20 protein-coding genes are annotated in these 23446 nt (G+C 74.9%); 14 read left to right on the top strand and 6 right to left on the bottom strand.

From position 1 onward, the window contains the following. Window positions 1-44 precede the first annotated feature (44 nt). Both J2S46_RS11935 and J2S46_RS11930 read left to right on the top strand, forming a co-directional pair. Window positions 45-1109, top strand: a complete 1065-nt coding sequence (locus tag J2S46_RS11935; protein ID WP_191291651.1) for a C40 family peptidase — start codon at window positions 45-47, stop codon at window positions 1107-1109. Window positions 1110-1180: 71 nt separating this feature from the next. Continuing rightward, the gene (locus tag J2S46_RS11930; RefSeq protein WP_191291652.1) at window positions 1181-2407 is read left to right on the top strand and encodes a hypothetical protein; all 1227 of its coding nucleotides are present in this window, start codon (window positions 1181-1183) and stop codon (window positions 2405-2407) included. 69 nt (window positions 2408-2476) lie between these two features. Here J2S46_RS11930 and J2S46_RS11925 read toward each other — a convergent pair whose 3' ends face one another. After that, window positions 2477-3907 (bottom strand): glycosyltransferase 87 family protein, encoded by a 1431-nt coding sequence (locus J2S46_RS11925; protein WP_229912961.1) that lies wholly within the window; start codon window positions 3905-3907, stop codon window positions 2477-2479. 241 nt (window positions 3908-4148) lie between these two features. On the opposite strand from J2S46_RS11925, the gene J2S46_RS11920 reads away from it, so the two are divergent. The 3 genes from J2S46_RS11920 (at window position 4149) to J2S46_RS11910 (ending at window position 7182) form a co-directional block, all read left to right on the top strand. Continuing rightward, on the top strand, window positions 4149-5285 hold the full coding sequence (locus tag J2S46_RS11920) for a glycosyltransferase family 4 protein (protein ID WP_191291653.1): 1137 nt from the start codon (window positions 4149-4151) through the stop codon (window positions 5283-5285). Window positions 5286-5813: 528 nt separating this feature from the next. Further along, entirely contained in the window at window positions 5814-6173 is a 360-nt protein-coding gene (locus tag J2S46_RS11915; RefSeq protein WP_191291654.1) for a hypothetical protein, read from the top strand. Window positions 6174-6228: 55 nt separating this feature from the next. Then, entirely contained in the window at window positions 6229-7182 is a 954-nt protein-coding gene (locus J2S46_RS11910) for a hypothetical protein (protein ID WP_191291655.1), read from the top strand. A gap of 68 nt (window positions 7183-7250) precedes the next feature. On the opposite strand, the gene J2S46_RS11905 is transcribed toward J2S46_RS11910, so the two are convergent. Next, entirely contained in the window at window positions 7251-9044 is a 1794-nt protein-coding gene (locus tag J2S46_RS11905) for an AMP-dependent synthetase/ligase (RefSeq protein WP_191291656.1), read from the bottom strand. Window positions 9045-9330: 286 nt separating this feature from the next. Between J2S46_RS11905 and J2S46_RS11900 the strand changes: the two genes are divergently transcribed. The 5 genes from J2S46_RS11900 (at window position 9331) to J2S46_RS11880 (ending at window position 13778) form a co-directional block, all read left to right on the top strand. Further along, complete coding sequence (locus tag J2S46_RS11900; protein ID WP_191291657.1) at window positions 9331-9765, top strand: SRPBCC family protein; 435 nt, start codon at window positions 9331-9333, stop codon at window positions 9763-9765. Between the two features lie 16 nt (window positions 9766-9781). Continuing rightward, window positions 9782-10993 carry an ArsA family ATPase gene (locus J2S46_RS11895; protein WP_191291658.1) on the top strand — a complete coding sequence of 404 codons (1212 nt, stop codon included), beginning with the start codon at window positions 9782-9784 and terminating at the stop codon, window positions 10991-10993. Between the two features lie 67 nt (window positions 10994-11060). Further along, window positions 11061-11555: a DUF5304 family protein gene (locus J2S46_RS11890; protein ID WP_191291659.1), complete on the top strand. Its 495-nt coding sequence runs from the start codon at window positions 11061-11063 to the stop codon at window positions 11553-11555. 193 nt (window positions 11556-11748) lie between these two features. Next, on the top strand, window positions 11749-12693 hold the full coding sequence (locus J2S46_RS11885) for an ROK family glucokinase (RefSeq protein WP_191291660.1): 945 nt from the start codon (window positions 11749-11751) through the stop codon (window positions 12691-12693). A gap of 320 nt (window positions 12694-13013) precedes the next feature. After that, complete coding sequence (locus J2S46_RS11880) at window positions 13014-13778, top strand: endonuclease/exonuclease/phosphatase family protein (protein WP_191291754.1); 765 nt, start codon at window positions 13014-13016, stop codon at window positions 13776-13778. Between the two features lie 45 nt (window positions 13779-13823). Here the strand turns inward: J2S46_RS11880 and J2S46_RS11875 are convergent, their stop codons facing one another. The 3 genes from J2S46_RS11875 to J2S46_RS11865 all read right to left on the bottom strand — a co-directional run bounded on the left by J2S46_RS11875 (window position 13824) and on the right by J2S46_RS11865 (window position 16532). Further along, the gene (locus tag J2S46_RS11875) at window positions 13824-14786 is read right to left on the bottom strand and encodes a DUF4352 domain-containing protein (protein WP_229912962.1); all 963 of its coding nucleotides are present in this window, start codon (window positions 14784-14786) and stop codon (window positions 13824-13826) included. Window positions 14787-14935: 149 nt separating this feature from the next. Continuing rightward, window positions 14936-15727: a hypothetical protein gene (locus tag J2S46_RS11870; RefSeq protein ID WP_229912963.1), complete on the bottom strand. Its 792-nt coding sequence runs from the start codon at window positions 15725-15727 to the stop codon at window positions 14936-14938. A 10-nt stretch (window positions 15728-15737) separates the two neighbouring features. Then, complete coding sequence (locus tag J2S46_RS11865) at window positions 15738-16532, bottom strand: alpha/beta hydrolase (protein WP_191291661.1); 795 nt, start codon at window positions 16530-16532, stop codon at window positions 15738-15740. Between the two features lie 221 nt (window positions 16533-16753). Here J2S46_RS11865 and J2S46_RS11860 point away from each other — a divergent pair, with 221 nt between their 5' ends. The 3 genes from J2S46_RS11860 to J2S46_RS11850 all read left to right on the top strand — a co-directional run bounded on the left by J2S46_RS11860 (window position 16754) and on the right by J2S46_RS11850 (window position 19579). Continuing rightward, the gene (locus J2S46_RS11860) at window positions 16754-17608 is read left to right on the top strand and encodes a lysophospholipid acyltransferase family protein (protein WP_191291756.1); all 855 of its coding nucleotides are present in this window, start codon (window positions 16754-16756) and stop codon (window positions 17606-17608) included. 175 nt (window positions 17609-17783) lie between these two features. Then, window positions 17784-18911 (top strand): MacS family sensor histidine kinase, encoded by a 1128-nt coding sequence (gene macS, locus J2S46_RS11855; RefSeq protein WP_191291757.1) that lies wholly within the window; start codon window positions 17784-17786, stop codon window positions 18909-18911. Then, window positions 18908-19579 (top strand): response regulator, encoded by a 672-nt coding sequence (locus J2S46_RS11850; protein WP_191291662.1) that lies wholly within the window; start codon window positions 18908-18910, stop codon window positions 19577-19579. Before macS ends, J2S46_RS11850 begins: the two co-directional genes overlap by 4 nt. Before the next feature lie 114 nt (window positions 19580-19693). Here the strand turns inward: J2S46_RS11850 and J2S46_RS11845 are convergent, their stop codons facing one another. Next, window positions 19694-21658 (bottom strand): anthranilate synthase family protein, encoded by a 1965-nt coding sequence (locus J2S46_RS11845; RefSeq protein WP_191291663.1) that lies wholly within the window; start codon window positions 21656-21658, stop codon window positions 19694-19696. A 303-nt stretch (window positions 21659-21961) separates the two neighbouring features. Here J2S46_RS11845 and J2S46_RS11840 point away from each other — a divergent pair, with 303 nt between their 5' ends. Further along, window positions 21962-23299, top strand: coding sequence for a class II 3-deoxy-7-phosphoheptulonate synthase (locus tag J2S46_RS11840; protein WP_190213393.1), 1338 nt, complete (start codon window positions 21962-21964; stop codon window positions 23297-23299). The last annotated feature ends 147 nt before the right edge of the window (window positions 23300-23446 follow it).

Below are 23446 nucleotides of genomic sequence, written 5' to 3'. Positions count from 1 at the left end.
CGGGCGGCGGCGGTGGCCCGGCCGCAGGAATGGAGCCGCGCCGCATGGCGATGCACCGCCGTCACCCACTGCCAGGTGTGCACACGCTCGTCCGCGCGCTGGTGCTCACCGCCGCCGCCGGCACCGCGCTGGGTGTGGCGGCCGGCGGCAGCGCCTTCGCCGCTCCCGGCGCGCCTGACGGCCCGCCGGACCGCACGGACGTCAAGGCCCAGGTCGACCAGATCTACGACGAGGCCGAGCAGGCCTCCGAGAAGTACAACGCGGCCCTGGAGCACCAGCGCCGGCTGCAGGGCGAGACCGGCGCCCTCCAGCAGCAGGTGGCGGTCGGCCAGGACGAGCTCAACCGGCTGCACGGCGAGCTCGCCACCGTCGCCGGGGCCCAGTACCGGGCCGGCGGGATCGCCCCGACCGCCCAGCTGATGCTCGCCTCCGACCCCGAGGGCTACCTGTCCCGGGCCCGCAGCCTGGACCAGGTCGCCGAGCGGCAGAGCGAGACCCTGCGCGAGGTGGCCGAGCGCCAGCGACGGCTGGACCAGCGCCGTAGCGAGGCCACCGCCAAGCTCGCCGAACTGGAGGAGGCCCGGCACGCCCTGGCGGACAGCAAGGAGCAGATCCAGCAGCGCCTGACCAAGGCCCAGCGGCTGCTGAACAGCCTCGGCGTGACCGGCCGGGCCCGGCTGGCCGCCCAGGACGCCCGGGACGCCGAGCAGCGTGCCACCCGCGGTACCGACCGGCTCGACCTCGGCACCGCCCCGCCCGCCTCCGACCGGGCCGCCGCCGCGCTGGCCGCCGCCGTCACCCGGATCGGCTCGCCGTACGTGTTCGGGGCGAGCGGGCCCGGCGCGTTCGACTGTTCGGGTCTGATGTACTGGAGCTGGCGGCAGGCCGGCGTGAGCCTGCCGCGGACCTCGCAGGGCCAGGCACGCGCGGGACAGCGGGTCGCCCTGGCCGACGCACGACCGGGAGACCTGGTGATCTTCTACGGGGACAGGCACCACGTCGGGATGTACGCCGGCGGTGGCGTCGTCGTGCACGCCCCCTACCCCGGCGCCCGGGTCCGCTACGAGAGCGTCAACGCGATGCCGGTGACCGAGGTGGTCCGGCTCTGAGCCCTCCCCGGCCGCTGCAGGCGGACCTCGCCCGCGACCTGCCCCGGGCCGACGCCGGGGTGGGTCGCACCGTGCTGTCCCGGCGCGGCGCCCTGCTGCTGGCCGCCGGCGGCTTGGCCCAGCTCTCGCTGCCGCCCGCGACCGCCGCCCGCCCCGCCGCGGGGCGGGGCCCCGGGGCCGCCGGGCTGTCGGCGCTGCTCGCCGCCCGCGCCTACGCGGTGCGCACCCACGACGCGGCGGCCGCCGCCGCGGGCAGCACCGTCGCCGGCCGCCCGGCCCTCGCGGAACTGCTGGCCAGGACCGCCGCCGTACCGCTGGCCGGGCTGGCCTACCGGGTGACCTCGGCCGGCGCGCCCGACGCCGCCGGCCGGGTGGACGTACGGGCCGAGCTGGCGGTCCGGATCGCCGGCTACGACGACTACCCCGCGCTGTTCCCCCGGCGGCTGGAGCTGGCCCGGGAGGGCGGCGGCTGGCGGGTCGGTCGGGAGGAGCCGGACGGCGGCGCCGCGCCGCTCTGGGACCTGGGCGGGGTGGAGGCCGCCGCCGGCGCGCACTGCCTGGTGCTGGCCACGGCCGGGGGCGGCGTCCGGCCGGCCGCGCTGGTGGAGGTCGCCGACCGGGCCGTGCCGGCGGTCAGCGCGGTCTGGGGCGGGGACTGGGCCGGCCGGCTGCTGCTGGAGCTGCCGGCCGGGCAGGAGCAGTTCGCCCGGCTGCTGGACGTCCCGCCGGCCGACTGGGCGGACATGGCGGCCGTCACCACCGCCGCCGCGGGCGCCCCCTCGCACACCCCGGCCGACCGCGTCCTGGTGAACCCCGAGGCGTACGCCAGGCTGAGCGACCTGGGCCGGCAGGTCGTCACCACCCACGAGGCCACCCATGTCGCCACCCGGGCCGACACCAGGCCCTGGACCCCGCTCTGGCTCTCCGAGGGCGCCGCCGACTGGACCGGCTACCTGGGCACCGGCCGCACCACCCGGCAGATCGCCCCCGAACTCGCCCGCGACGTGGCCGCCGGGCGGGTGCCGGCCGCGTTGCCCGCCGACGCGGACTTCACGGCCGGCGCCGCGGGCATCGCCCAGGCGTACGAGCTGTCCTGGCTGGCCTGCGACCTGATCGCCACCCGGTACGGGCCGCAGCGCCTGGTCGCCCTCTACCGGGCGGTGGCCGAGGCGGGGCCCGGTGCCGGCCGGGAGGCGCAGCTCGACCGGGTGCTGCGGGCGGAGCTGGGCACCGGCCTGGCCGACTTCACGGCGCGCTGGAGCGAGGAGATACGCACCCGGCTCTCCGGCACCGGCTGAGGCCGCGCGGCCACCGGCGCGGCGAAGCGCCACGGGCGGGCACCGGGCCCGCGCCCGGGGGCCGGCGACTCAGCGCTCGGCGCCGGCGTGCGGACGGTCGATGCCGTCCAGCAGGTCCTGCTCGTAGGCGATGCCCGGGCGGACGGGGTAGGCCGGGTTGGCGGCCGGCTCCGGCGGGGCGGGGAGCACCACCGTGGCGGCCAGGGCGGCCGGGGCCCGGCTGGAGCGCCACAGGCGCACGCAGGACAGCACGGCGGCGGCCAGCAGCAGCAGGTTGCGCAGCCCCAGGACGACGACGCCCCAGGTGTGGCTGGCGGTGACCTGGCCGAACAGCAGCGGGAACTCCAGCATGGTCAGCGGGGTGGCGAGCAGGACCAGCACCGCCACCGGGCGCTGGCTGGTCGCGCGGACGCTCAGGCAGACCGCGGCCACGCCCACCAGCCAGACCATGTACTGCGGGCTGATCACCCGGCTGGTCACGGTGAACACCAGCAGCGCGGCGAGCGCCGCGTCGTACGTGGTGGCGGCGGTGCGGCGCTTCGCGGTGAGCCGCCAGAACAGCAGCCAGGCGAAGCCGGCCAGGGTGCCCGCCACCATCACCTTGGAGATGACGTCCACCCACGGTCCGAGCATCTCGGTCGAGCCGTAGTTCATCTTCACCTGGCCGTCCCAGGTGCCGGCCATCCGCGCGATGTGCAGCGGCATCGCGCCCAGCGACTCCACCTCGATGCCGCGGTCCTTCTGGAACTTCAGGAACTCGAAGGCGCCGTTCATGCCGGCCGCCAGCAGGAAGCCGAGGCTGCCGGCGGTGGCCGCCGCCGAGGTCCAGGAGCGCCGGGTGCGCCGGCCGGACGGCGTGCCGATCAGGGCCAGCAGCGGCCAGACCTTGATGATGCCGCCGAGCCCCAGCAGCAGCCCGCCGATCGCCGGGCGCCGCAGCAGGGCCAGCAGCCCGGCCACGGCCAGCGCGGTGACCAGCAGGTCGTAACGGTTGTAGATCATCGGGCCGAGCAGCGGCACCCCGGCCACCCAGACCCAGGCGCCGCTGTAGCTGCGGCCGGCGCGTACGCCCGCGCGCATCAGCAAGCCCATCGACAGGGCGTCCACCACGCCGCAGATCACCCAGAAGGAGACCAGGTAGGACCAGGGCAGCAGACCGGGGAGCATGATCACCAGGGCGGCCCCGGGCGGGTACTGCCAGGTCACGTCGTCCAGCGGGAAGGTCCCGGTCTGCAGCACGCCGTACCAGCCGTGGTAGATCACCGAGACGTCCGCGGTGATGTCCCCGCCGAGCCTGAGCACGCCGGTGACCATCATCAGCAGCAGCGTCCGGGAGGCCAGCCAGCCCGCGCCGAGGGCCCACAGGGCGCCGCCGGCCGGTCGCGGCCGGCCGGGGGGAGGGAGGACGGCCGGCGCGGGGAGGACGGCGGGCGCATCCTCGGCGCCGGTGCCGTCGGCGCTGCCGGATCTGCCGGGCGTACCGGCCGGGGCCAACTCCACTGCGCTCCCTCGTTCGTCTCGCGTTCGTCTCCAAGTCCCGCCGCGGGCGTCGTGCGACGCCGGGGGCACCTGCGGCCGGCGCTGGAACCAGCCGGCCGGGGCTCACCTGTACCTAGGACGGACCCGGGGGGGAAACGGTTGCCGTACGTCGTTCCGTTCCCGGCGGGTCGTGGTGGTGACCTATCGTACGGATCACCGAGCGGTACACCGAGCACCCCCCGACCGAGCGAGCCGTGGCCCGATGCACAAGACCTTGATCGTCACCAACGACTTCCCGCCGAGGCCCGGCGGTATCCAGGCTTTCGTCCACAACATGGCGGTACGTCAGCCCGCCGGAAGCGTGGTGGTGTACGCCTCCACCTGGCGGGACGGCGAGGAGTGCGCCAGGTTCGACGCCGAGCAGCCCTTCCAGGTGATCCGCGACCGGACGAAGGTGATGGTTCCCACACCCCGGGTCACCCGCCGGGCCGCCGAGATCCTCAAGGCGGAGAACTGCGACTCGGTCTGGTTCGGCGCGGCCGCCCCGCTCGGCCTGATGGCGCCCGCGCTGCGCCGGGCCGGCGCCGGACGCCTGCTCGGGATGACCCACGGGCACGAGGCGGCCTGGGCCCAGCTGCCCGGCTCCCGGCAGCTGCTGCGCCGGATCGGCGCCGGCACCGACACCCTGACCTACCTGGGCGAGTACACCCGCTCGCGGATCGCCTCCGCGGTCGGCCCGGAGGCCGCCGCCCGGATGGTCCAGCTGCCGCCGGGCGTGGACGAGCAGACCTTCCACCCGGACTCCGGCGGCGCCGAGCTGCGCCGCGCCCTGGGCCTGGCGGACCGTCCGGTGGTGGTCTGCGTCTCGCGGCTGGTACCGCGCAAGGGGCAGGACACCCTGATCGAGGCGATGCCGCAGATCCTCGCCGACGTGCCGGACGCCGTCCTGCTGATCGTCGGCGACGGCCCCTACCGCGGCGACCTGGAGCGGCTGGCCGACGCCCGGGGCGTCCGCGCCTCGGTGCGGTTCACCGGCGCGGTGCCCTGGTCCGAGCTGCCCGCGCACTACGGCGCCGGGGACGTCTTCGCGATGCCCTGCCGCACCCGGCGCGGCGGGCTGGACGTCGAGGGGCTCGGCATCGTCTACCTGGAGGCCTCGGCGACCGGCCTCCCGGTGGTGGCCGGCGACTCCGGCGGCGCGCCGGACGCGGTGCTGGAGGGCGAGACCGGGTACGTGGTGCCCGGCCGCTCGGCGTCCGACGTGGCGGAGCGGATCGTCCGGCTGCTCCACGACGAGGAACTGCGCCGCCGCCTGGGCGAGGCCGGCCGCCGCTGGGTCGACCGCTCCTGGCGCTGGGACCTGCTGGCCGGCCGGCTGACCTCGCTGCTGGCCTCCTGAGTCCGCGGCGGGCCTGCCGAGAGGTCCGGCCGGCCGTCCGGACCGACGGTGCGGGGAGATCCGGTCCGTTCCGCCGGCCCGCCCCGAACATCCGTCGTTCCCGCCGGAGTATGGACAACGATGCTGGCCGGCGCGACCATTGAGGAAAGGACCGGGACAGTGTCGGGCCGCCGTGGCGGCCGAGGAACCGGACGGTCCTGACTATTCCGTTCCGCTGACGCGTATTCCGCCGAGCCGGAATCCGCCGGCGTTGTTCTGCCCGCGTGAGCCGGCCCGAACGTTGCTGTCGTCGTGACGCCTCCTCACCACGGCGCGAGGAACGTGACGAAAATGCCGGACATGGCGAGCTGTCGGAATTGTGGCGGAACGCTGGCGCCTGAGGACGCCTTCTGCTCCTCCTGCGGGGCCCGGGCCGCCCCCCGGCCCGAACCCCGGCCCGACCTTGGGGCCGACCCCGGGCGCGGTGGCGTCCCGGCGGACACGGCCGGACGGCCGGCGGGCGGGACGGGCCTGGCCCAGGCCGTCCGGGTGGCCCCGGACGAGGAGATCCGGCCGTGGGACGTGCCCCCGGTGCCGGTCGAGGCGCTGGGCTCGGCCGCCGTCTACGCGGAGTACGACTCGCGGAAGCTGACCGTGCTGACCGGTTACCTGGCCGGGGTGATCGGTTTCACCATCGGCCTGCACCGCCTGTACCTGGGAAAGCCGCTGTGGTGGGTGTATTTCTGCCTTTCCGTGCTCGGCGCCGTGGGATCCCTGGTGCTGGTGGGTTTCGTGTTCTTCGGGATCCTGTTCATCTTTCTCGCTTTCGACCTCGCCAGAATGCGCGGCTGGGTCGACGAGAGCAACGCGCGCCTGCGGGCGGAGGTTTTCGGCGAACGGGCGTCGTAGGATTTCCGGCCCGCCGACGTCCGAACAATCGAAATCCGGCCAGGGACAGGTCGTCATGAACGGGAACGGCGAAACGCGCTGCCGGAACGGGCACCCGATCCCGGGCGACCCCACCGGGCCCACCTTCTGCACCGTCTGCGGGGCGGCCGTGCTGACCACCTGCCCCGCCGGGCACGTGGTCAGGGCGGCCGGGTTCTGCGGTGTCTGCGGGCTGGCACTGGGCCCGGCGGAGCCGCCTGCCACCGTCGTCGGTCGCGGGCCGGTCCGGGCGCGGGCGGCGCTCCCCTGGAGCCCCGGTCCGGCGGTCCGGGGTGGCGGCCCGGGTGGCCGCGGGCCCGGCGGGGCCGGGAGCCCGGGTACGGCGGGGACCGGCCGGGACAGGTCCGCCCGGGTGCTGCTCGCCGTGGTGTCCGCGGTCGGGATCGTGGCGCTGCTGGCGGGGCTGGGGTTCTACTTCAAGATCTTCCCGACCGGGTCCGACCCGGTGGCGCCCCCGGCCTCCGTCGCCACGGCCGGGCCCGGCACGCCGGCCTCGGAGCCCGCGTCCCCGGACGCCGGCCCGGCCGAGGCCGCGGCGCTGGACGCGCTGCTCGACGAGAGCGCCGGCGACCGCACGGCGGCCGGGGCGGCGGTCCGGCGGATCGCCGGCTGCGACGATCTGACCGGCGCTCAGCAGGACCTGCTGCGGGTGGAGGACGACCGGCGGTCCCTGGCGAGCCGGCTGGACGGTCTCGACCTCTCGGACCTGCCGGACGGGGCCCGGATCGGCAGCGACCTGCGGGAGGCCTGGCTCGCCTCGGCGCAGGCCGACCACGACTACGCCCTGTGGGCGGACGAGGCGAGCGCCGCCGGCTGCCCGGCGGGCGGCCCGGCCCCGTTGACCGCCTCCTACCGGGACGGCCAGGCCGTCGACCGCTCGGCCACCCTGGACAAGACGGCCTTCGTCGGCCTGTGGAACCCGGTCGCCACCGACCACGGGCTCACGCAGCGCAGCGCGGAGGGGATCTGACCGCGCGGACGCGGACGGCCCGCCGGGTCACCGGGACCTGGCGGGCCGTCCGCGTGCGGCGGCGGTGATCAGCGCTGGTAGAGCGCCTCCACGTCGGCCGCGAAGTCCTTCAGCACCAGGTTGCGCTTGAGCTTGAGCGAGGGGGTGAGGTGCCCGCCGGCCTCCGAGAAGACGGTGTCCAGCACCCGGAACTTCTTCACCGCCTCGGCGTGCGAGACGGCGGCGTTGCCGTCGTCCACGGCGGACTGCAGGGCGGCCAGCAGGTCGGGGTCCTCGCGCAGTTCGGCGACGGTCGCGGTGGCCGGCTTGCCGTTGATCTCCTTCCAGCGGGGGAAGAAGTCCTCGTCCACGGTGACCAGGCAGGCGATGAACGGACGGCGGTCGCCCACCACCATGACCTCGCCGATCAGGGCGTGGGCGCGGATCCGGTCCTCGATGACCGCGGGGGCGACGTTCTTGCCGCCGGCGGTGACGATGATCTCCTTCTTGCGCCCGGTGATCGACAGGTAGCCCTCGTCGTCCAGGGTGCCCAGGTCGCCGGTGGCGAACCAGCCGTCCTGCAGCGCCTCGGCGGTGGCCTGCGGGTTGTTCCAGTACCCGGTGAAGACCTGCGGGCCCTTGAGCAGCACCTCGCCGTCCTCGGCGATCCGGACGGCGGAGCCCGGCAGCGGCTGCCCGACGGTGCCGATCTTCGGCTTGTCGTGCGGGTTGAAGGCGGTGGCCGCGCAGGTCTCGGTCAGGCCGTAGCCCTCCAGCACGGTGAAGCCGATGCCCCGGTAGAAGTGGCCCAGGCGCTCGCCGAGCGGGGCCCCGCCGGAGATCGCGTGGGTGGCCCGGCCGCCCAGGGCCGCGCGCAGCTTGCTGTAGACCAGCTTGTCGAAGAGCGCGTGCTTCAGTCTCAGGCCCAGGCCCGCGCCGCCCTGGTCCAGTGCCCGGCTGTAGGCGATGGCGGTGTCGGCGGCCCGGTCGAAGATCTTGCCCTTGCCGTCCGCCTGGGCCTTGGCCCGGGCGGTGTTGTAGACCTTCTCGAAGACCCGGGGGACGCCCAGGATCAGCGTCGGCCGGAACGAGGCCAGCTCGGCGGTGACGTCCTTGATGTCCGAGACGTGGCCCAGCTTGATCGGGGCGATCGCGGCGGCGATCTCGGCGATCCGGCCCAGCACGTGGGCGAGCGGCAGGAACAGCAGCACCGAGCTCTCGCCGGTGCGGAACAGCGGCTCCAGACGGGCCGTCACGTTGCCCAGTTCGGCGAGGAAGTTGCCGTGGGTGAGCTGACAGCCCTTCGGGCGCCCGGTGGTGCCCGAGGTGTAGACGATGGTGGCGATCGAGTCGGCGGTCGGCACCGACCGGCGCTCGGTCACGGTCGCCTCGGTGACGTCGGCCCCGGCCACGGCCAGCGCGGCCAGCGCGCCCCGCTCGATCTGCCAGGTCTGCCGCAGCTCCGGCAGCCGCTCCCGGACCTGCTCGACCACGGCGGCGTGCGCGTCCGTCTCGGTCACCACCGCGACGGCCCCGGAGTCGCCGAGGATCCACTCGACCTGTTCGGCGGAGGAGGTCTCGTACACCGGGACGGTGATCGCGCCGGCCGACCAGATCGCGAAGTCCAGCAGCGTCCACTCGTAGCGGGTCCGCGACATCACGCCCACCCGGTCGCCGGGGGCGATGCCGGCCGCGATCAGGCCCTTGGCGGCGGAGTGCACCTCGGCCAGGAACTGCGCGGCGGTCAGGTCGCTCCACTGCCCGTCGGCCTTTCGGCTGAGCACCGCGACACCCGGGTGCCGCTCGGCGTTCTGGTGCACCAGGTCGGAGAGGTTACCGCCGCTCGGTACCTGGTAGAGGGCCGGAAGGCTGAAGTCGAGCAAGACTGCTCCTCGTTCGCGACGCTGCGGGACGCCAGGACGTTACTGCCCAGTAGGCGGGTTCGGCCAGAGGGGTCGGCTCCGGTGTTCGAAGCGTCACACCTGGGCCGCGCCCGGCCCGGCCGGGACGGGATCGTTCGAATGGCACCCTACGGCAGGGCCGGGGTGACCTGCCGGTAGGCCCCGGACCACCTGACGGGGCGTGGGCCGAGCGCCACGCCGATCGCGATAGCCTGCCCTCGGCGCACAGCCGACCGGCACGCACGGGATCACGCGGAGGGCCATTCCAATGGCGGAGCACACCAGGGCGAGCATCACCATCGAGGCAACCCCGGCCGAGGTCATGGCCGTGATCGCCGACTTCGCCGCCTACCCGGCCTGGACCGGTGAGGTCAAGGAGATCGAGGTGCTGGAGACCGACGGCACCGGCCGGGGCGCCCAGGTCCGCCTGCTGCTGGACGCCGGCGCCATCCGCGACGAGCACGTGCTCGCCTACACCTGGGACGGCGACCGCGAGGTCGGCTGGACCCTGGTCAAGAGCCAGATGCTCCGCACCCTGGACGGCTCCTACACGCTCGCCCCCTTGAAGAGCGGCGGCACCGAGGTCACCTACCAGCTCGCCGTCGACGTCAAGATCCCGATGCTCGGCATGATCAAGCGCAAGGCCGAGAAGGTCATCATCGACCGCGCGCTCGCCGGTCTGAAGAAGCGCGTCGAGGGCTGACGGCGGACCACCGGCCATGACGGTGAGCAGCTCCGACGCGCCCCCCGCCGGCCGCCCGGCCCCGGCGCGCATCATCCTGGTCAGCGGCGACGGCGGGACGGCCACCGTCGCCGCGGCCACCGCCCTGCACGCGGCCCGGCGGGGGCACCGAACCCTGCTGCTGGCCGCCGACGACCCGCACCGCACCCTCGACCCCCTGCTCGGCACCCGCCTGAGCGCGCGACCCGTGGAGCACGCCCCCGGGCTGCGGGTCGCGCGGATCGACGAGCAGGCCGCCTTCCGGCAGGCCCTCGGCGCGGTCGAGGGCAGGCTGAAGCCCGTCCTGGACCTGCTCGGCGCCGACCCGCTGGACCCCGAGGAGCTCACCGCCCTCCCCGGCACCTCCCGGCTGGCCATGCTCCGCGCCCTGCACACCGCCGACGCCGACGTGCTGGTCGTGCTGGCCCCGCGGCCCGCCGAGCTGATCGCCGCCCTCGCCCTGCCCGAGCAGCTGGAGCGCTACCTCGCCCGGCTGCTCCCGGAGCAGCGCCAGGCCGCCCGCGCGCTGCGCCCGCTGCTGGCCGCCGTGGCCGGCGTCCCGATGCCCGCCGAATGGCTCTACGAGGCCCGGACGAAGGCCACCGCCGTGCTGGCCGAGACCCGGGCCGCGATCACCGCGCCGGGCACCTCGGTCCGGCTGGTGGTCGAGGCCGAGGCCTACCCGGTGGACGAGCTGCGCCGGATCCGGGCCGGCCTCGCGCTGCACGGCCTGCGGCCCGACGCCGTGGTCGCGCACCGCGCCCTGCCGCCCGCCGCGGCCGCCTCGCCCGACCCGTGGCTCGCCGCGCTGGCCGGCCGCCAGCGCGGCCTGCTGGACGCCCTGGCGGCCGAGCTGGACGTGCCGCTGCTGGTCAGCACCCTCCCCGAGGTCGCCCTGGAGGAGGTGGCCGACCAGCTGTACGGCGACGGCGACGGCCCGGCCCCCGCCGCCCCCGCGCTCCCGGCGGTCGAGGACCGGCTGGCCGAGGAGGGCCTGCTGGTCTGGCGGATCGGTCTGCCCGGCGCCGACCGGGCCGATCTGGACCTGGTGCGGCGCGGCGACGAGCTGGTGGTCGGCATCGGTGCGTACCGTCGGATCCTGGCGCTGCCGTCCGCGCTGCGCCGCTGCACCGTCACCGGTGCGGCCCTGGCCGACGGCGTCCTCGCCGTGCGCTTCACCCCTGACCCGGCGCTCTGGCCCCGGGGCTGAGCGGCGGATTCCGGTAGCGTCGAGGGAGGCGGCCGCGGGTGCGGCCGCAGCTGAGGAGGCGCCCGCGATGACCACTGCCGACGACCGGACCGGCCGGCCCGCCGACGAGAGTGCCGAATCCACGCGCCCCGGCGACGGACGCCCCGGCGACGGTACGGAGGCCGGGCCCGGCCGGGGCGAGCGGCAGGACGCCGGGACGGAGCATCCGTTCGGGCCGGAGCTCGGCCTGCTGGTGGAGGAGGTCCGGCGTCTCGCCAAGGCCGTCGGGGAGAAGGCGGAGGAGGCCGGCGTGCCGCAGTTCGCGGCGGCGGCCCTCGGCTCGCTGGGATCGCTCGCCCCGGGCGGGGCCGCGGGCTCGCTGGGAACGCTCTCCGAGCTGCCGGGCGTCCTTCGCGCGAAGCACCCCGAAGTGTATGGGCATCTCGCCGCGGCCGGGGGCGAACTGCTCGCCGCCTACCGGGCCGCTGTCTCCGGGCATGAACGCCGGTGGTCCTCAGGGGGCGGTGCCCACAGTGAGCACATTGACCTCGACACGCCTGACGGGCCGTCCGACAAGGAGTGAATCGCCAGGTCAGGCATGGTTACTCACGGCGGACAGGAGCTGACGCAGCGATTCGAAACGTACGACTTTTGAAAGCGGACAGCCATGTTCCCGCGGGATTGCTTTCGGATAATGTAGGCGCCGGTGTGTACGGGAGCAGGTTTGGACGGTACCTTTCCGTCCAGCGGGAACGAGATGAATAGCTGAGGGACACATGGCTCTGACCATCGGCGTCGATGTCGGCGGTACCAAGATTGCGGCCGGCGTGGTCGACGAGGCAGGCGAGATCCTGGCCCGGACCCGGGTACCCACCCCGGCCGACCCCCAGTGGGCGGTCGATGCCATCGCACAGGCAGTACGCGAGCTCAAGGAACTGCACCCGGACGTGGCGGGCGTGGGCGTAGGCGCCCCCGGCTTCGTCGACCGGGACCGCTCCACGGTGATCTTCGCGCCCAACATCGACTGGGAGAACGAACCGCTCAAGGCCCGGATCGAGGAACTCACCGGCCTGGAGACGGTCGTCGAGAACGACGCCAACTGCGCGGCCTGGGCCGAGTTCCGGTTCGGCGCGGCGGCGGCCCACACCGACATGGTGCTGATCACCGTCGGTACCGGCATCGGCGGCGGCATCGTCCTGGACGGCCGCCTGCACCGCGGCCGGTTCGGCGTGGCGGGCGAGATCGGCCACCTCAACATGGTCCCCGACGGCCTGCTCTGCGGCTGCGGCGGCAAGGGCTGCTGGGAGCAGTACGGCTCCGGCCGTGCGCTGCGCCGCTACGGCCGCGAGAAGTCCGCCGCCGACCCGGTGCGCGGGAAGCGGATGCTGGAGCTCAACGACGGCGTCGCCGAGACCATCCGGGGCATCCACATCACCGAGGCGGCCGAGGACGGCGACCCGCTGGCCCTGGAGTGCTACGACGAGCTGGCCGACTGGCTCGGCCGCGGCATGGCCGACCTCGCCGCCCTCTTCGACCCGGGCGTCTTCGTGCTCGGCGGCGGCGTCTCCGACTCCGGCCGGCTGCTGCTCGACCCGGTCGCCAAGTCCTTCCAGCGCTACCTGACCGGTGGCGTCCACCGCCCGCGTGCCGAGGTCGTGCTGGCCTCGATGGGGTCGGCCGCCGGCATCGTCGGTGCGGGCGACCTGGCCCGCACCGTCTGACCCGCACCACCCGACCGGTCGGCCCGTACGACCGGTCCGCTGCTCCGCCGACGGCGGGGCGGGGAGGCCCTCACCCCCCGCCCCGCCGTCGTGGCGTTCCCCGGCCGGCCCGGCAGCCCCGGCGCCCGCCCGTCGTTCCGCCCGACGGCCGCCGTCGCGTGCCGGGCGCCCGCCCCGCCGTCGTGGCGTTCCTGACCCGCGCGGGCCTATCGTGGCCGGTGGACCGCCCGAGGTGCAGGAGGGACGACACCGTGACCGACCAGCCCCGGAGTTTTGGGTCGCCGCACCGGACGCCCTCGGACCACCCGGCCCCGCGGGCCCTGCCGCCCTCGGGGCCGGGGCCGGACGGCGGCCACCGGGTGCGCCTGCTCAGCTACAACATCCGCTCCCTGCGCGACGACCGGCGCGCCCTGGCCCGGGTCGTCCGGGCCTGCGAGCCGGACGTGGTTTGTGTCCAGGAGTCGCCGCGCTACTGGCGCCCCGGCGGCCAGGCCGCCTGGCTGGCCCGGCGCACGGGCAGCGAGATCCTCGCCGGCGGCGGGCGCGTCGCGGCCGGCCCGCTGCTGCTCGGCCGCCCCGGCCTCGACGTCCTCGCCGTCCGGGACCGGCTGCTACCGAAGACCCGCGGCCTGCACGCCCGCGGGTTCGCCACCGCGCTGCTCCGGGCCGGCGGCAGCGCCCCCTTCTCGGTCACCAGTTGCCACCTCAGCCTGGACCCCGCGGAGCGCTACACCCAGTTCGAGCTGCTGCCGGAGCAGATCGGGCCGGCCGAGCACGGTGTGATCGCCGGCGACTTCAACGAGCACCCCGACGGCCCCGGCTGGCAGCTGTTGGCCGGGCTGCTCCAGGACGGCCATCCGACCGCCCCCTGGGGCGGGACGTTCACCTCCGTCCCCGAGAACCCCTACCAGCGCATCGACGCGGTCTTCGCGACACCCGGCGTCCGGGTCCTGGCCTGCGGGGTCCCGCACGGCCTGCCCGGGGTCGCCGAGGCGGACCTGCGGGCCGCCACCGACCACCTGCCGGTGCTGGCCGTCCTGGAGATCCCGGCGGCGGGGGAGGACGGGCCGGCCCCGGCCGGGTGACCGGGCACGGGCGGCCGGGGCCGGGCGAGGGGACGGCCGGGCGGCTCAGTGGATGTCCGCGCCGACGATCACGCCGCCGCGCACCGTGTAGGTACCGCTGAACACCCGGTGGCTGCCGTCGACCTGCACGGCGTCCAGGACGACGCCCACCACCGGGCCGTTCACCGCCGTGACGGTGACGTCGTCCCGGGCGGTCGCGGCGAAGCCCGCCTTGAAGTCCTGGTACGAGGAGTTGAGGTTCTTGCCGCCCAGGGCCCAGGCGGCCGGGTAGTCCCTGGCGTTGACGGCGGCGTAGTACGCCTCGACGGTCGCCCGGGCGTCCGCGGCGGTCGTGCCACCGGGCGGGGAGGCGGCCGGGGAGGCGGGCAGCGAGGCGCCGGACGGGGCACCGGTGGCCTGCGGGGCCGTGGTCGCCTGTGAGCTCTTCGCCGCCGGGTCCACCCGCCACTGCCCGGTGGCGTCGGCGAAGCCGGAGTCCAGCGTGAACTGGACCTTCGCCAGGGTGGAGCCGGCCGGCAGCTGGAAGGAGACGAACCCCAGGGCGGTGTCCCCGGGAGCGATGTCGACGCCGGTGGGGAAGGCCGGCCCCGCCTGGGTGGTGACGGAGATGTCGGCGTTGAACCCCTGGCCCTGGCCGTCGATCACCTGGGCACCGTTGGACGGGGTGTCCGCATAGACCGCCGTCCCGACGTTGTGCAGGCTGAACCGGACGGACACCAGCCGGTTGCCGGCCCGCGGGGTGGACAGCTCGCTGTCCGGCGCGGCCGGGTCGACCACCTGCGTCACGGTCACCGCCATCCGCGACCCGGACGCTCGGCCGGGCAGCTCCAGGGTGTCCCCGACCGTGGCCCGCGCGGCCGTCCCGCCGGACGGTGACGCGGAGCCCGAAGCGGTGGAGGCCTTCGACGCGGGCACGGTCTCGATCGAGTGCGAGGAGCAGCCGGCCAGCGTGGCCAGCGCCAGGCCGGCCAGCAGCGAAACCGCACGGACGGCAGGGGTGGCACGCATGGGCCGTCGCCTCCCGGAGGAGCCGGAACCGGGCGGACACCCGGCCCTACCACCGTAGGCGGCGGCCTGCCCGCCCGCGCGCCCGGACGGGTGGCCCGGCACCGGCCGCCCGGCGGTCCACCCGACCGCCCGGGCGACCGCGCCCGGTGTCAGACGACCGCGCCGCCGGTCGGGTCCTCGGGTTCGTCCTCGTCCCGGTCCTTCATCCGGACGACCAGGGTGACGAAGCCGCCGAGGAAGGCCGTGACGCCGACCCAGGCCGGCCAGCCGGCGACCTCCTGCCAGAACACGGCGTCGAAGAGCAGCAGCGCCGGGCCGCCGAGCACGGCGAGCCAGGCGAACTTGGAGGTGACGTCGGCCTCGGGGAGCGGCGGGGGCTCCGGCGGCACGAAATGGCCCTCGTCCGGGTCCTCGGCGGCCTCGTAGTCGCGCGGGCCGGCGGCCGGGACGACCGGCTGGAAGGGGCGGGGGCGCGGCTGCGGCGCCAGGTCGGAGAGGTCGGTGGGGGGCTTCGCCGGGCCGCTCCGGAACTCGCCCCGGCCGCGCAGGTTCTCGCTCTCCGGCCAGTCCGGGCTGTTCAGCCCGGCAGGCTCGTCGAACTGAGCGACCAGGGCGGCGAAGATCTCGTCCTGCTCGGCCTGGCTGCGCTCGGGCATTTGACGGGCGGCCGGCGCCGCACCCGCCTCGGCGCCGCCCGCGCCCGAAGCGCCGCCCGCGCCCGAAGCGCCGGCCGTGCTCGGGGTACCGCCACCGCTCGGGGTGCCGCCGCCGGTGGCCACCGTCCCGCCGCCGGAGGTCGTGCCGCCGGCAGGCTCGGCGGCAGGACCCCCGGTGCCGTCACCGGCCTCCGGGCGCTCGTCCGCCGGCTCCTGGGCCGCCTTCTTCAGACCGTCCTCGCGGGGCGGTTCGTCCTCGCTGCCCGCCGTGCTGCTCTCGTGCACTTCCGGCCCTTCAGCCTTGGTGATCGTCGGATTCGACCCGGGTGGCACCCGTCGCGAGCGACGGGGCCAGCCGTCGGATGAAGTCCAGACTCGCCCCGAATATTTCCGCCGCGTCGTGGTCCAGCGTCGCGACGTGGAAACTGCGCTCGCACAGTCGCTCCGTCACGTCGGTCGAGGATATCCGGGCGAGGACCAGTTCCGAGTTGGCCGGCGAGACCACGTGGTCCTGCGGGCTGTGGAACAGCAGCACCGGCCGGCGCACCTGCGGGAGCCTGGCCTGGACGTCCTTCCACAGCAGGGACAGCGACCAGGCCGCGTGCAGCGGGGTGCGGTCGTAGCCGACCTCGCGGGAGCCCTCCAGCGCGATGTCGTTCGCCACCCCGGGCAGGCTCGGGACCACGTGCCGGAGCACCGGGAGCAGCACGCTCGCGGGGTTGTCCGAGCGCACCGACGGGTTGACCAGCACCAGGCCGGCCACCGCCTCGCCGTGCACGGCCGTCAGCCGCAGGGCGAGCGAGCCGCCCATCGACAGCGCGAGGACGAAGACCTGCTCGCAGCTCTCGCGCAGCGCCAGGAACTCCCGCTCGACCTCGGCGTACCAGTCCTCCCAGCGGGTGACCTGCATGTCCTGCCAGCGGGTCCCGTGCCCGGGCAGCAGCGGCAGCGAGACCGTCAGGCCGGCCTCGGCCAGGTGGTCGGCCCACGGGCGCAGCGACTGCGGGGAGCCGGTGAAGCCGTGGCAGAGCAGGACGCCCACCGGGCCGCCCCGGTGGTGGAAGGGCTCGGCACCGGGCAGCAGCGGCATGAGTGGGGGCTCCTTCGCGTTCGCGGGGGTGGGCGACCGCGCGCGGGTGGCCCGGGCGGGAGCGCTGGAGCCGCATCGTCCCACGCCCCGGGCGGCTCGTACACCCCGCCGGGACGCGCTCGGCACCCGGCCGGGGCGGGGCGGCGGCACCGGGGAGGGCCGCTGGGCATTAGGATCGACCGGTCCGCTAAACAGGAGGCCCGGCGTTGTTCTACCGACTGATGAAGATGATCGTCGCGCCATTGCTACGGATCTTCTTCCGGCCGTGGATGGAGGGGGCGGAGAACATCCCCGAAGAGGGTGCCGCGATCATCGCGAGCAACCACCTCTCCTTCTCGGACTCCTTCTTCCTGCCCGCACTCATGAAGCGCCGGGTGACGTTCATCGCCAAGGCGGAGTACTTCAACACCCCCGGCCTGAAGGGCAAGCTCACCGCGGCCTTCTTCAAGGGCGTCGGCCAGCTCCCGGTGGACCGCTCGGGCGTGCGCGGCGCCGGCGAGGCGGCGATCCGCAGCGCCGTCGCGGTGATCGAGCGGGGCGAACTGTTCGGCGTCTACCCCGAGGGCACCCGCTCGCCCGACGGCAAGCTCTACCGGGGCAAGGTCGGCGGTCTGGCCCGCGTCGCGCTGGCGACCGGTGCGCCGGTGATCCCGGTGGCCATGATCGACACCGAGAAGGTGCAGCCGCCCGGCCAGGTGGTCCCCAACTTCGGCATCCGCCCGGGCATCCGGATCGGCCGCCCGCTCGACTTCTCCCGTTACCAGGGCATGGAGAACGACCGGTTCATCCTGCGCTCGGTGACGGACGAGGTGATGTACGAGATCATGCGCCTCTCCGGCCAGGAGTACGTGGACATCTACGCGACCGCCGCCAAGCGGCAGATCGCCGACGACAAGAAGCGCACCGACGCCGACCGCAAGGCCGCCCAGAAGGCCGAGCAGGCCGCGCTGAAGGCGGAGAAGGCCGAGGCCGAGAAGGCGGCGGCCGAGCAGGCGGCGGCCGACAAGGCCGAGCTGGAGGCCCGGGCCGCCCAGCAGCAGAAGGCCGACGAGGAGAAGGACGGCGGTCAGGCCTAGGGCTTGACCGACCGCCACCGCCAGGGGAGGGCTCATGACGGACGGCAGCGGCACGCCCGGCGCCGCCGGCGCCAGCGGTACGGGTGCCGGCACCGTGCCGGCGCGGCCCGCCGCCGGCCCGGTCGCCCGTTTCGGCGGCCTCACCGGGGTCGGCGGCACGCTGGCGGCCGGCGGGATGTCCGTCGAGCTGCCGCTCTGGCGGGCCATCTCGTACTTCCGGGTGCTGGCGCTGGGCTACGCGCTGATGCGCTACCTCAACTCCTACGGCGACTTCCTGCACCCCGTCGCCGGCTGGATCTACCTGGGCGCGCTGACCCTGTGGACGCTCGCGACGATCCGCTCCTTCGCCGGCCCGCAGCGGTGCACCTGGTACGTGCTGGGCACCGACCTGACGCTCACCCTGACCGGCGTGGTGATGAGCGGCATCGTCGACGACCCGGCCCGGGTCCAGGCCGGCGCGCCGACCCTGCCCACCATCTGGGCGGCCGGCACCGTGCTCGGGTTCGCCGCCAAGGGCGGCTGGCGGCCGGCGGCCTTCGCGGGCACCCTGATCGGCGTCGCGAACATCTTCGGCCACGGCGGCTTCACCGGCGACAACGTGCACAACATCGTGCTGCTGATGGTGGCCGGCTGCGCCATCGGGTACGTGATCGAGCTGGCCCGCGCCAGCGAGGCCGCGCTCACCCGGGCGCTGCAGGTGGAGTCGGCCACCCGGGAGCGCGAGCGGCTCTCCCGGGACATCCACGACGGGGTGCTGCAGGTGCTGGCGCTCGTCCAGCGCCGGGGCAGCGAGCAGGTGGCCGGGAACGGGCCCGGGCTGGCCGAACTCGGCCGGCTGGCCGGCGAGCAGGAACGCGCGCTGCGGGCCCTGATGACCGGCGGCCCGCTGCCGCACCAGGGCCCGGCCGAACGGGCCGACCTGCGCACGCTGGTCGCCCCGTACGCCGGGGAGCGGGTCACCGTCTCCGCCCCGGGCACACCCGTCCTGCTGCCCGGCCCGGTGGCCGGCGAGCTGGCCGCCGCCGTCGGCGCGGCCGTGGACAACGTGCACCGGCACGCCGGCCCCGGCGCCCGGGCCTGGATCCTGGTCGAGGACGAGCCGGAGGCGGTCACGGTCAGCATCCGCGACGACGGGCCCGGCTTCGCGGCGGGCCGCCTCGGCGAGGCCGAGCGCAGCGGCCGCCTCGGCGTCTCGCAGTCGATCCGGGGCCGGTTGCTGGACCTCGGCGGCACCGCCGAGCTGTACTCGGTGCCGGGCGAGGGCGTCGAGGTCGAACTGCGGGTCCCCAGGGAGGGAGCATGACGGTGGAACAGGTCGCCCTGCGGGTGATGGTGGTGGACGACCACCCGATGTGGCGGGAGGCGGTCTCCCGGGATCTCGCCGAGGCCGGTCTGGACGTCGTCGCCACCGCCGGGGACGGTGAGGAGGCGGTGCGCCGGGCCCGGGCCTGCAGCCCGCAGGTGGTGGTGCTGGACCTCAACCTGCCGGGCCTGCCCGGGGTCGAGGTGTGCCGCCAGGTGGTGGGCCAGGACCCGTCGGTGCGGGTGCTGGTGCTGTCCGCCAGCGGCGAGCACGCGGACGTGCTGGAGGCCGTGAAGTCGGGTGCCACCGGGTACCTGGTGAAGTCGGCGGGGCGGGACGAACTGCTGGACGCGGTGCGCCGGACGGCCGTCGGCGACGCCGTCTTCACACCCGGCCTGGCCGGGCTGGTGCTGGGCGAGTTCCGCCGGCTCGCGGCCGAGCCGACGCAGGCCTCGGCGCCCGCCGCTCCGCAGCTCACCGCGCGGGAGACCGAGGTGCTGCGGCTGGTGGCCAAGGGGCTGTCGTACCGCCAGATCGCCGACCGCCTGGTGCTCTCGCACCGCACCGTGCAGAACCACGTGCAGAACACCCTGGGCAAGCTCCAGTTGCACAACCGGGTCGAGCTGGTCCGCTACGCGATCGAGCAGGGCCTCGACGACGAGGCCTGACGGCCCGTCCCGCCCCCGCCGGTCCCGCCCCCGTCGCCCGCCCCGCGCCGCGCACGACGGCCGGTACGGGGCGGCGGGTCCGGCGCGGTGCGGCGCGGACGGGCCGGCGGGCCCTCAGCCCCGGCCGAGCAGCGCGGCGCCGGCCGCGCCCCGCACCCCCGGGCGGGCCAGCAGCCCGGCGACGATGTCGACGCCGTCCCGGGTGAGCACCGACTCGGGGTGGAACTGCAGGCCGGCGAAGCCGGGACCGCGCAGCGCGTGCACGTCGCCGGTGGCCGGGTCGCGGGCCACCTCGACGCCCTCGGCGGCCAGCCGGGCGGCCTCGGCGTCCGAGCAGCGGGCCGTGAAGGTGTTGTAGAAGCCGACCGTCCGGCGCTCGCCGAACAGGTCCACCGCCTCCTGGGCGCCCTGGTACGGGACGGCCTTGCGGGCCAGCGGCAGCCCGAGGGCGTCCGAGAGCAACTGGTGGCTGAGGCAGACCGCGAGCAGCGGCGCGCTGCGGGCGCCGCTCCGGGCGGCGGCCAGGGCGTCGGCCACGATCGGCCGCAGCACCGCCATCTTGGGGTCGGCCGCGTCCGCCGGGTCGCCCGGGCCGGGGCCGAGCACCAGGGTGCCGGGGTGGGCCGCGACGCGTTCGCGCAGGCCGGGGGTGTCGTAGCGGAGCACGGAGACCTGGTGGCCGAGCGAGGCCAGCAGGTGGGCGAGCATCGAGGTGAAGGTGTCCTCGCCGTCGACGACCAGGGTGGGCAGCGCCTGGGTCACGGTGGCCGGCTCCTGCATCCGCAGCCAGAACGGCGCCAGGTTCGCCCGCCGGGCGTCCAGCGCGGTCTGCACCCGGTGGTCGTCGGAGAGCCGGGGCCCACCTGGCCGGGGCAGCCGGTGCGCGGGGGCGGGACGGGCGCCGATCGCGGTGAGCACGCCGGCGGCCTTGGCGTGCGTCTCGGCGACCTCGGACGCCGGGTCGGAGTGCCGGACCAGCGTCGCGCCGACCCGCACCACCAGCCGGCCGGTGGCCGGGTCGATGTCGGCGGCGCGGATGCAGATGGGGGAGTCCAGCAGCTGCCCGCCGCTGGCGGAGCGGCCGATCAGGGCCAGCGCGCCGGAGTAGTAGCCGCGGCCGGTCGCCTCGTACCGCTTGATCACGCGGGTGGCGTTCTGCACCGGGCTGCCGGTGACGGTGGCCGCGAACATGGTCTCCTTGAGCACCTCGCGGACGTCCAGCGAGGTGCGGCCGCGCAGCTCGTACTCGGTGTGCGCGAGGTGGGCCATCTCCTTGAGCCGCGGGCCGAGCACCTGGCCGCCGAGGTCGCCGACGGTGCACATCATCTTGAGTTCCTCGTCGACCACCATGGTGAGCTCCTCCAGCTCCTTGGGGTCCTGGAGGAACTCCAGCAGCGAGTCGATGCCGGGGCCGGCCGCCGGGTAGCGGTAGGTGCCGGAGATCGGGTTCATCACGACCGTGCCGCCGGACTGCCGCACGTGCACCTCGGGGGAGGCGCCGACCAGGACCCTCTCCCCGGTGTGCACCAGGAAGGTCCAGTACGCGCCGCGCTCCTGCTCCAGCAGCCGGCGGAAGAGCGACAGTGCCAGGGCCGGCCCGAAGCCGTCCAGGGTGGCGGTGAAGTCCCGCCGGATGACGAAGTTGGCGCCCTCGCCGCGCCCGATCTCGTCCCTGATCACCCCGCGGACGATGTCGGCGTACCGCTCGTCGTCGATGTCGAAGCCGCCGCCGGACAGCGAGACCGGCAGCTGCGGCAGCGCCGGCAGCAGCTCGGCCAGCGGGAAGGCGTGCTCCTCGTCCACCGAGATCGCCTGCAGCGGGGTGCCGTCGTCGTGCGCGTCGAAGCCGCGCTCGCGGATCTGGCGGTACGGGACGAGGGCGAGCACGTCGTGCCGCGGGCCGTCCGCCGGGACGCCGGACCGCACCGGCAGGTCGGCGAGCTGCTCGTAGGAGCCGGCCGTGCCGAGCAGCACCTCCACCGTGTCCGGCGCGAGCCGGGGGGCCCGGCGGTGCAGCAGGGCGAAGGCGGGGGCGCCGGGGGCGGTCAGGCGGGCGAGCAGCTCTGTGGGACTGGTCACGGTGCGGCTTCCTTCCGGGAAGGCTCGGGGTGCGGTGGTGGATCCGCTTTTCCGGGAGGGCCGAACTGCTCGCGATACGCAGAAGGCCGCCCCGAGGGGCGGCCGTCGTGTCGTCAGGGACGCGCTATCGGTGGGCCACCTCGGGGATGGTCCACCACCAGGAGAAGGTGTGCGGCGCGTTCATGGTGCAGAGCGTAGCGGATGCGCCGCGGAAGTGAGGCCCGTCACGGATATGTCCACGACGCGTCTCATCCATCGGGCAGCGGGCACAAATCTGTTGTCACACCCCGTAGCCTTGGCAACGTGACCGTGACAAATCTCCACACCTGGCAGTCCCTGCCCGCGGCGCAGCAGCCTGAATGGCCGGATCCTGAGGCGCTGCGCAAGTCTCTTGCGGACCTCGCCTCGTATCCGCCGCTCGTCTTCGCAGGCGAGTGCGACCAGCTGCGCGCCCGGCTCGGTGCCGTCGCGCGTGGTGAGGCGTTCCTGCTGCAGGGCGGCGACTGCGCCGAGGCCTTCGACGGCGTGTCCGCCGAGCAGATCCGCAACAAGCTCAAGACCCTGCTGCAGATGGCCGCCGTGCTGACGTACGCCGCCTCCGTGCCGGTGGTCAAGGTCGGCCGGATCGCGGGCCAGTACTCCAAGCCGCGCTCCAAGTCGACCGAGACCCGCGACGGCGTGACCCTGCCCGTCTACCGGGGTGACTCGGTGAACGGCTTCGAGTTCACCCCCGAATCCCGCATCCCCGACCCCGAGCGCCTGAAGCGGATGTACAACGCGTCCGCCGCCACGCTCAACCTGGTCCGCGCCTTCACCACCGGTGGCTACGCGGACCTCCGCCAGGTGCACGCCTGGAACCAGGACTTCGTGCGCAACTCCCCGTCCGGCCAGCGGTACGAGAAGCTGGCCAAGGAGATCGACAACGCGCTGGCCTTCATGCAGGCCTGCGGGGTCGCTCCCGAGGAGTTCAAGACCGTCGAGTTCTACTCCTCGCACGAGGCGCTGGTGCTCGACTACGAGACCGCGCTGACCCGCGTGGACTCGCGCACCGGTGACCTGTACGACGTGTCGGGCCACATGGTCTGGATCGGTGAGCGCACCCGCCAGCTGGACGGGGCGCACATCGAGTTCGCGTCGAAGATCCGCAACCCGATCGGCGTCAAGCTCGGCCCGACCACCACGGTCGAGGAGGCGCTCACCCTGATCGAGCGGCTCGACCCTGAGCGCGAGCCCGGCCGGCTCACCTTCATCACCCGGATGGGCGCGGGCAAGATCCGCGATCACCTGCCCACCCTGGTGGAGAAGGTCACCGCCTCGGGTGCCCAGCCGGTGTGGATCTGCGACCCGATGCACGGCAACACCTTCGAGGCCTCCAGCGGCCACAAGACCCGCCGCTTCGACGACGTGCTCGACGAGGTCAAGGGCTTCTTCGAGGTGCACCGCGCGCTCGGCACCCACCCGGGCGGCATCCACGTGGAGCTGACCGGCGACGACGTCACCGAGTGCGTCGGCGGCGGCGACGAGGTGCTGGTCGACGACCTGCACCAGCGCTACGAGACGGCCTGCGACCCGCGGCTCAACCGCAGCCAGTCGCTGGACCTCGCGTTCCTGGTGGCCGAGATGTACCGGGGCGGTCACTGACCGCGACGGCCGCCGCCCCGGCGTCCACCGCCACGGCCGGGCCCTGCCCGCCGGAACACCCGTGATGTGACGAAGGCCCCTCCGGTTTCGGGATTCCCGAGCCCGGAGGGGCTTTTTCGTACCCGGATCGGCGGGTAAGGTAAGGCT

The sequence above is a fragment of the Kitasatospora herbaricolor genome, assembly GCF_030813695.1.
GTDB classification, from domain to species: domain Bacteria; phylum Actinomycetota; class Actinomycetes; order Streptomycetales; family Streptomycetaceae; genus Kitasatospora; species Kitasatospora herbaricolor.
This window is presented reverse-complemented; position numbering and strand designations above follow the sequence as displayed.

What these genes read in the sequence shown, in the direction of transcription:
- macS (WP_191291757.1), top strand. Translation starts at nt 17,784, where the DNA reads ATGTCCGTCGAGCTGCCGCTCTGGCGGGCCATCTCGTACTTCCGGGTG.
- J2S46_RS11850 (WP_191291662.1), top strand. Translation starts at nt 18,908, where the DNA reads ATGACGGTGGAACAGGTCGCCCTGCGGGTGATGGTGGTGGACGACCAC.
- J2S46_RS11935 (WP_191291651.1), top strand. Translation starts at nt 45, where the DNA reads ATGGCGATGCACCGCCGTCACCCACTGCCAGGTGTGCACACGCTCGTC.
- J2S46_RS11875 (WP_229912962.1), bottom strand. Translation starts at nt 14,786, where the DNA reads ATGCGTGCCACCCCTGCCGTCCGTGCGGTTTCGCTGCTGGCCGGCCTG.
- J2S46_RS11860 (WP_191291756.1), top strand. Translation starts at nt 16,754, where the DNA reads ATGAAGATGATCGTCGCGCCATTGCTACGGATCTTCTTCCGGCCGTGG.
- J2S46_RS11865 (WP_191291661.1), bottom strand. Translation starts at nt 16,532, where the DNA reads ATGCCGCTGCTGCCCGGTGCCGAGCCCTTCCACCACCGGGGCGGCCCG.
- J2S46_RS11920 (WP_191291653.1), top strand. Translation starts at nt 4,149, where the DNA reads ATGCACAAGACCTTGATCGTCACCAACGACTTCCCGCCGAGGCCCGGC.
- J2S46_RS11910 (WP_191291655.1), top strand. Translation starts at nt 6,229, where the DNA reads ATGAACGGGAACGGCGAAACGCGCTGCCGGAACGGGCACCCGATCCCG.
- J2S46_RS11885 (WP_191291660.1), top strand. Translation starts at nt 11,749, where the DNA reads ATGGCTCTGACCATCGGCGTCGATGTCGGCGGTACCAAGATTGCGGCC.
- J2S46_RS11895 (WP_191291658.1), top strand. Translation starts at nt 9,782, where the DNA reads ATGACGGTGAGCAGCTCCGACGCGCCCCCCGCCGGCCGCCCGGCCCCG.
- J2S46_RS11900 (WP_191291657.1), top strand. Translation starts at nt 9,331, where the DNA reads ATGGCGGAGCACACCAGGGCGAGCATCACCATCGAGGCAACCCCGGCC.
- J2S46_RS11890 (WP_191291659.1), top strand. Translation starts at nt 11,061, where the DNA reads ATGACCACTGCCGACGACCGGACCGGCCGGCCCGCCGACGAGAGTGCC.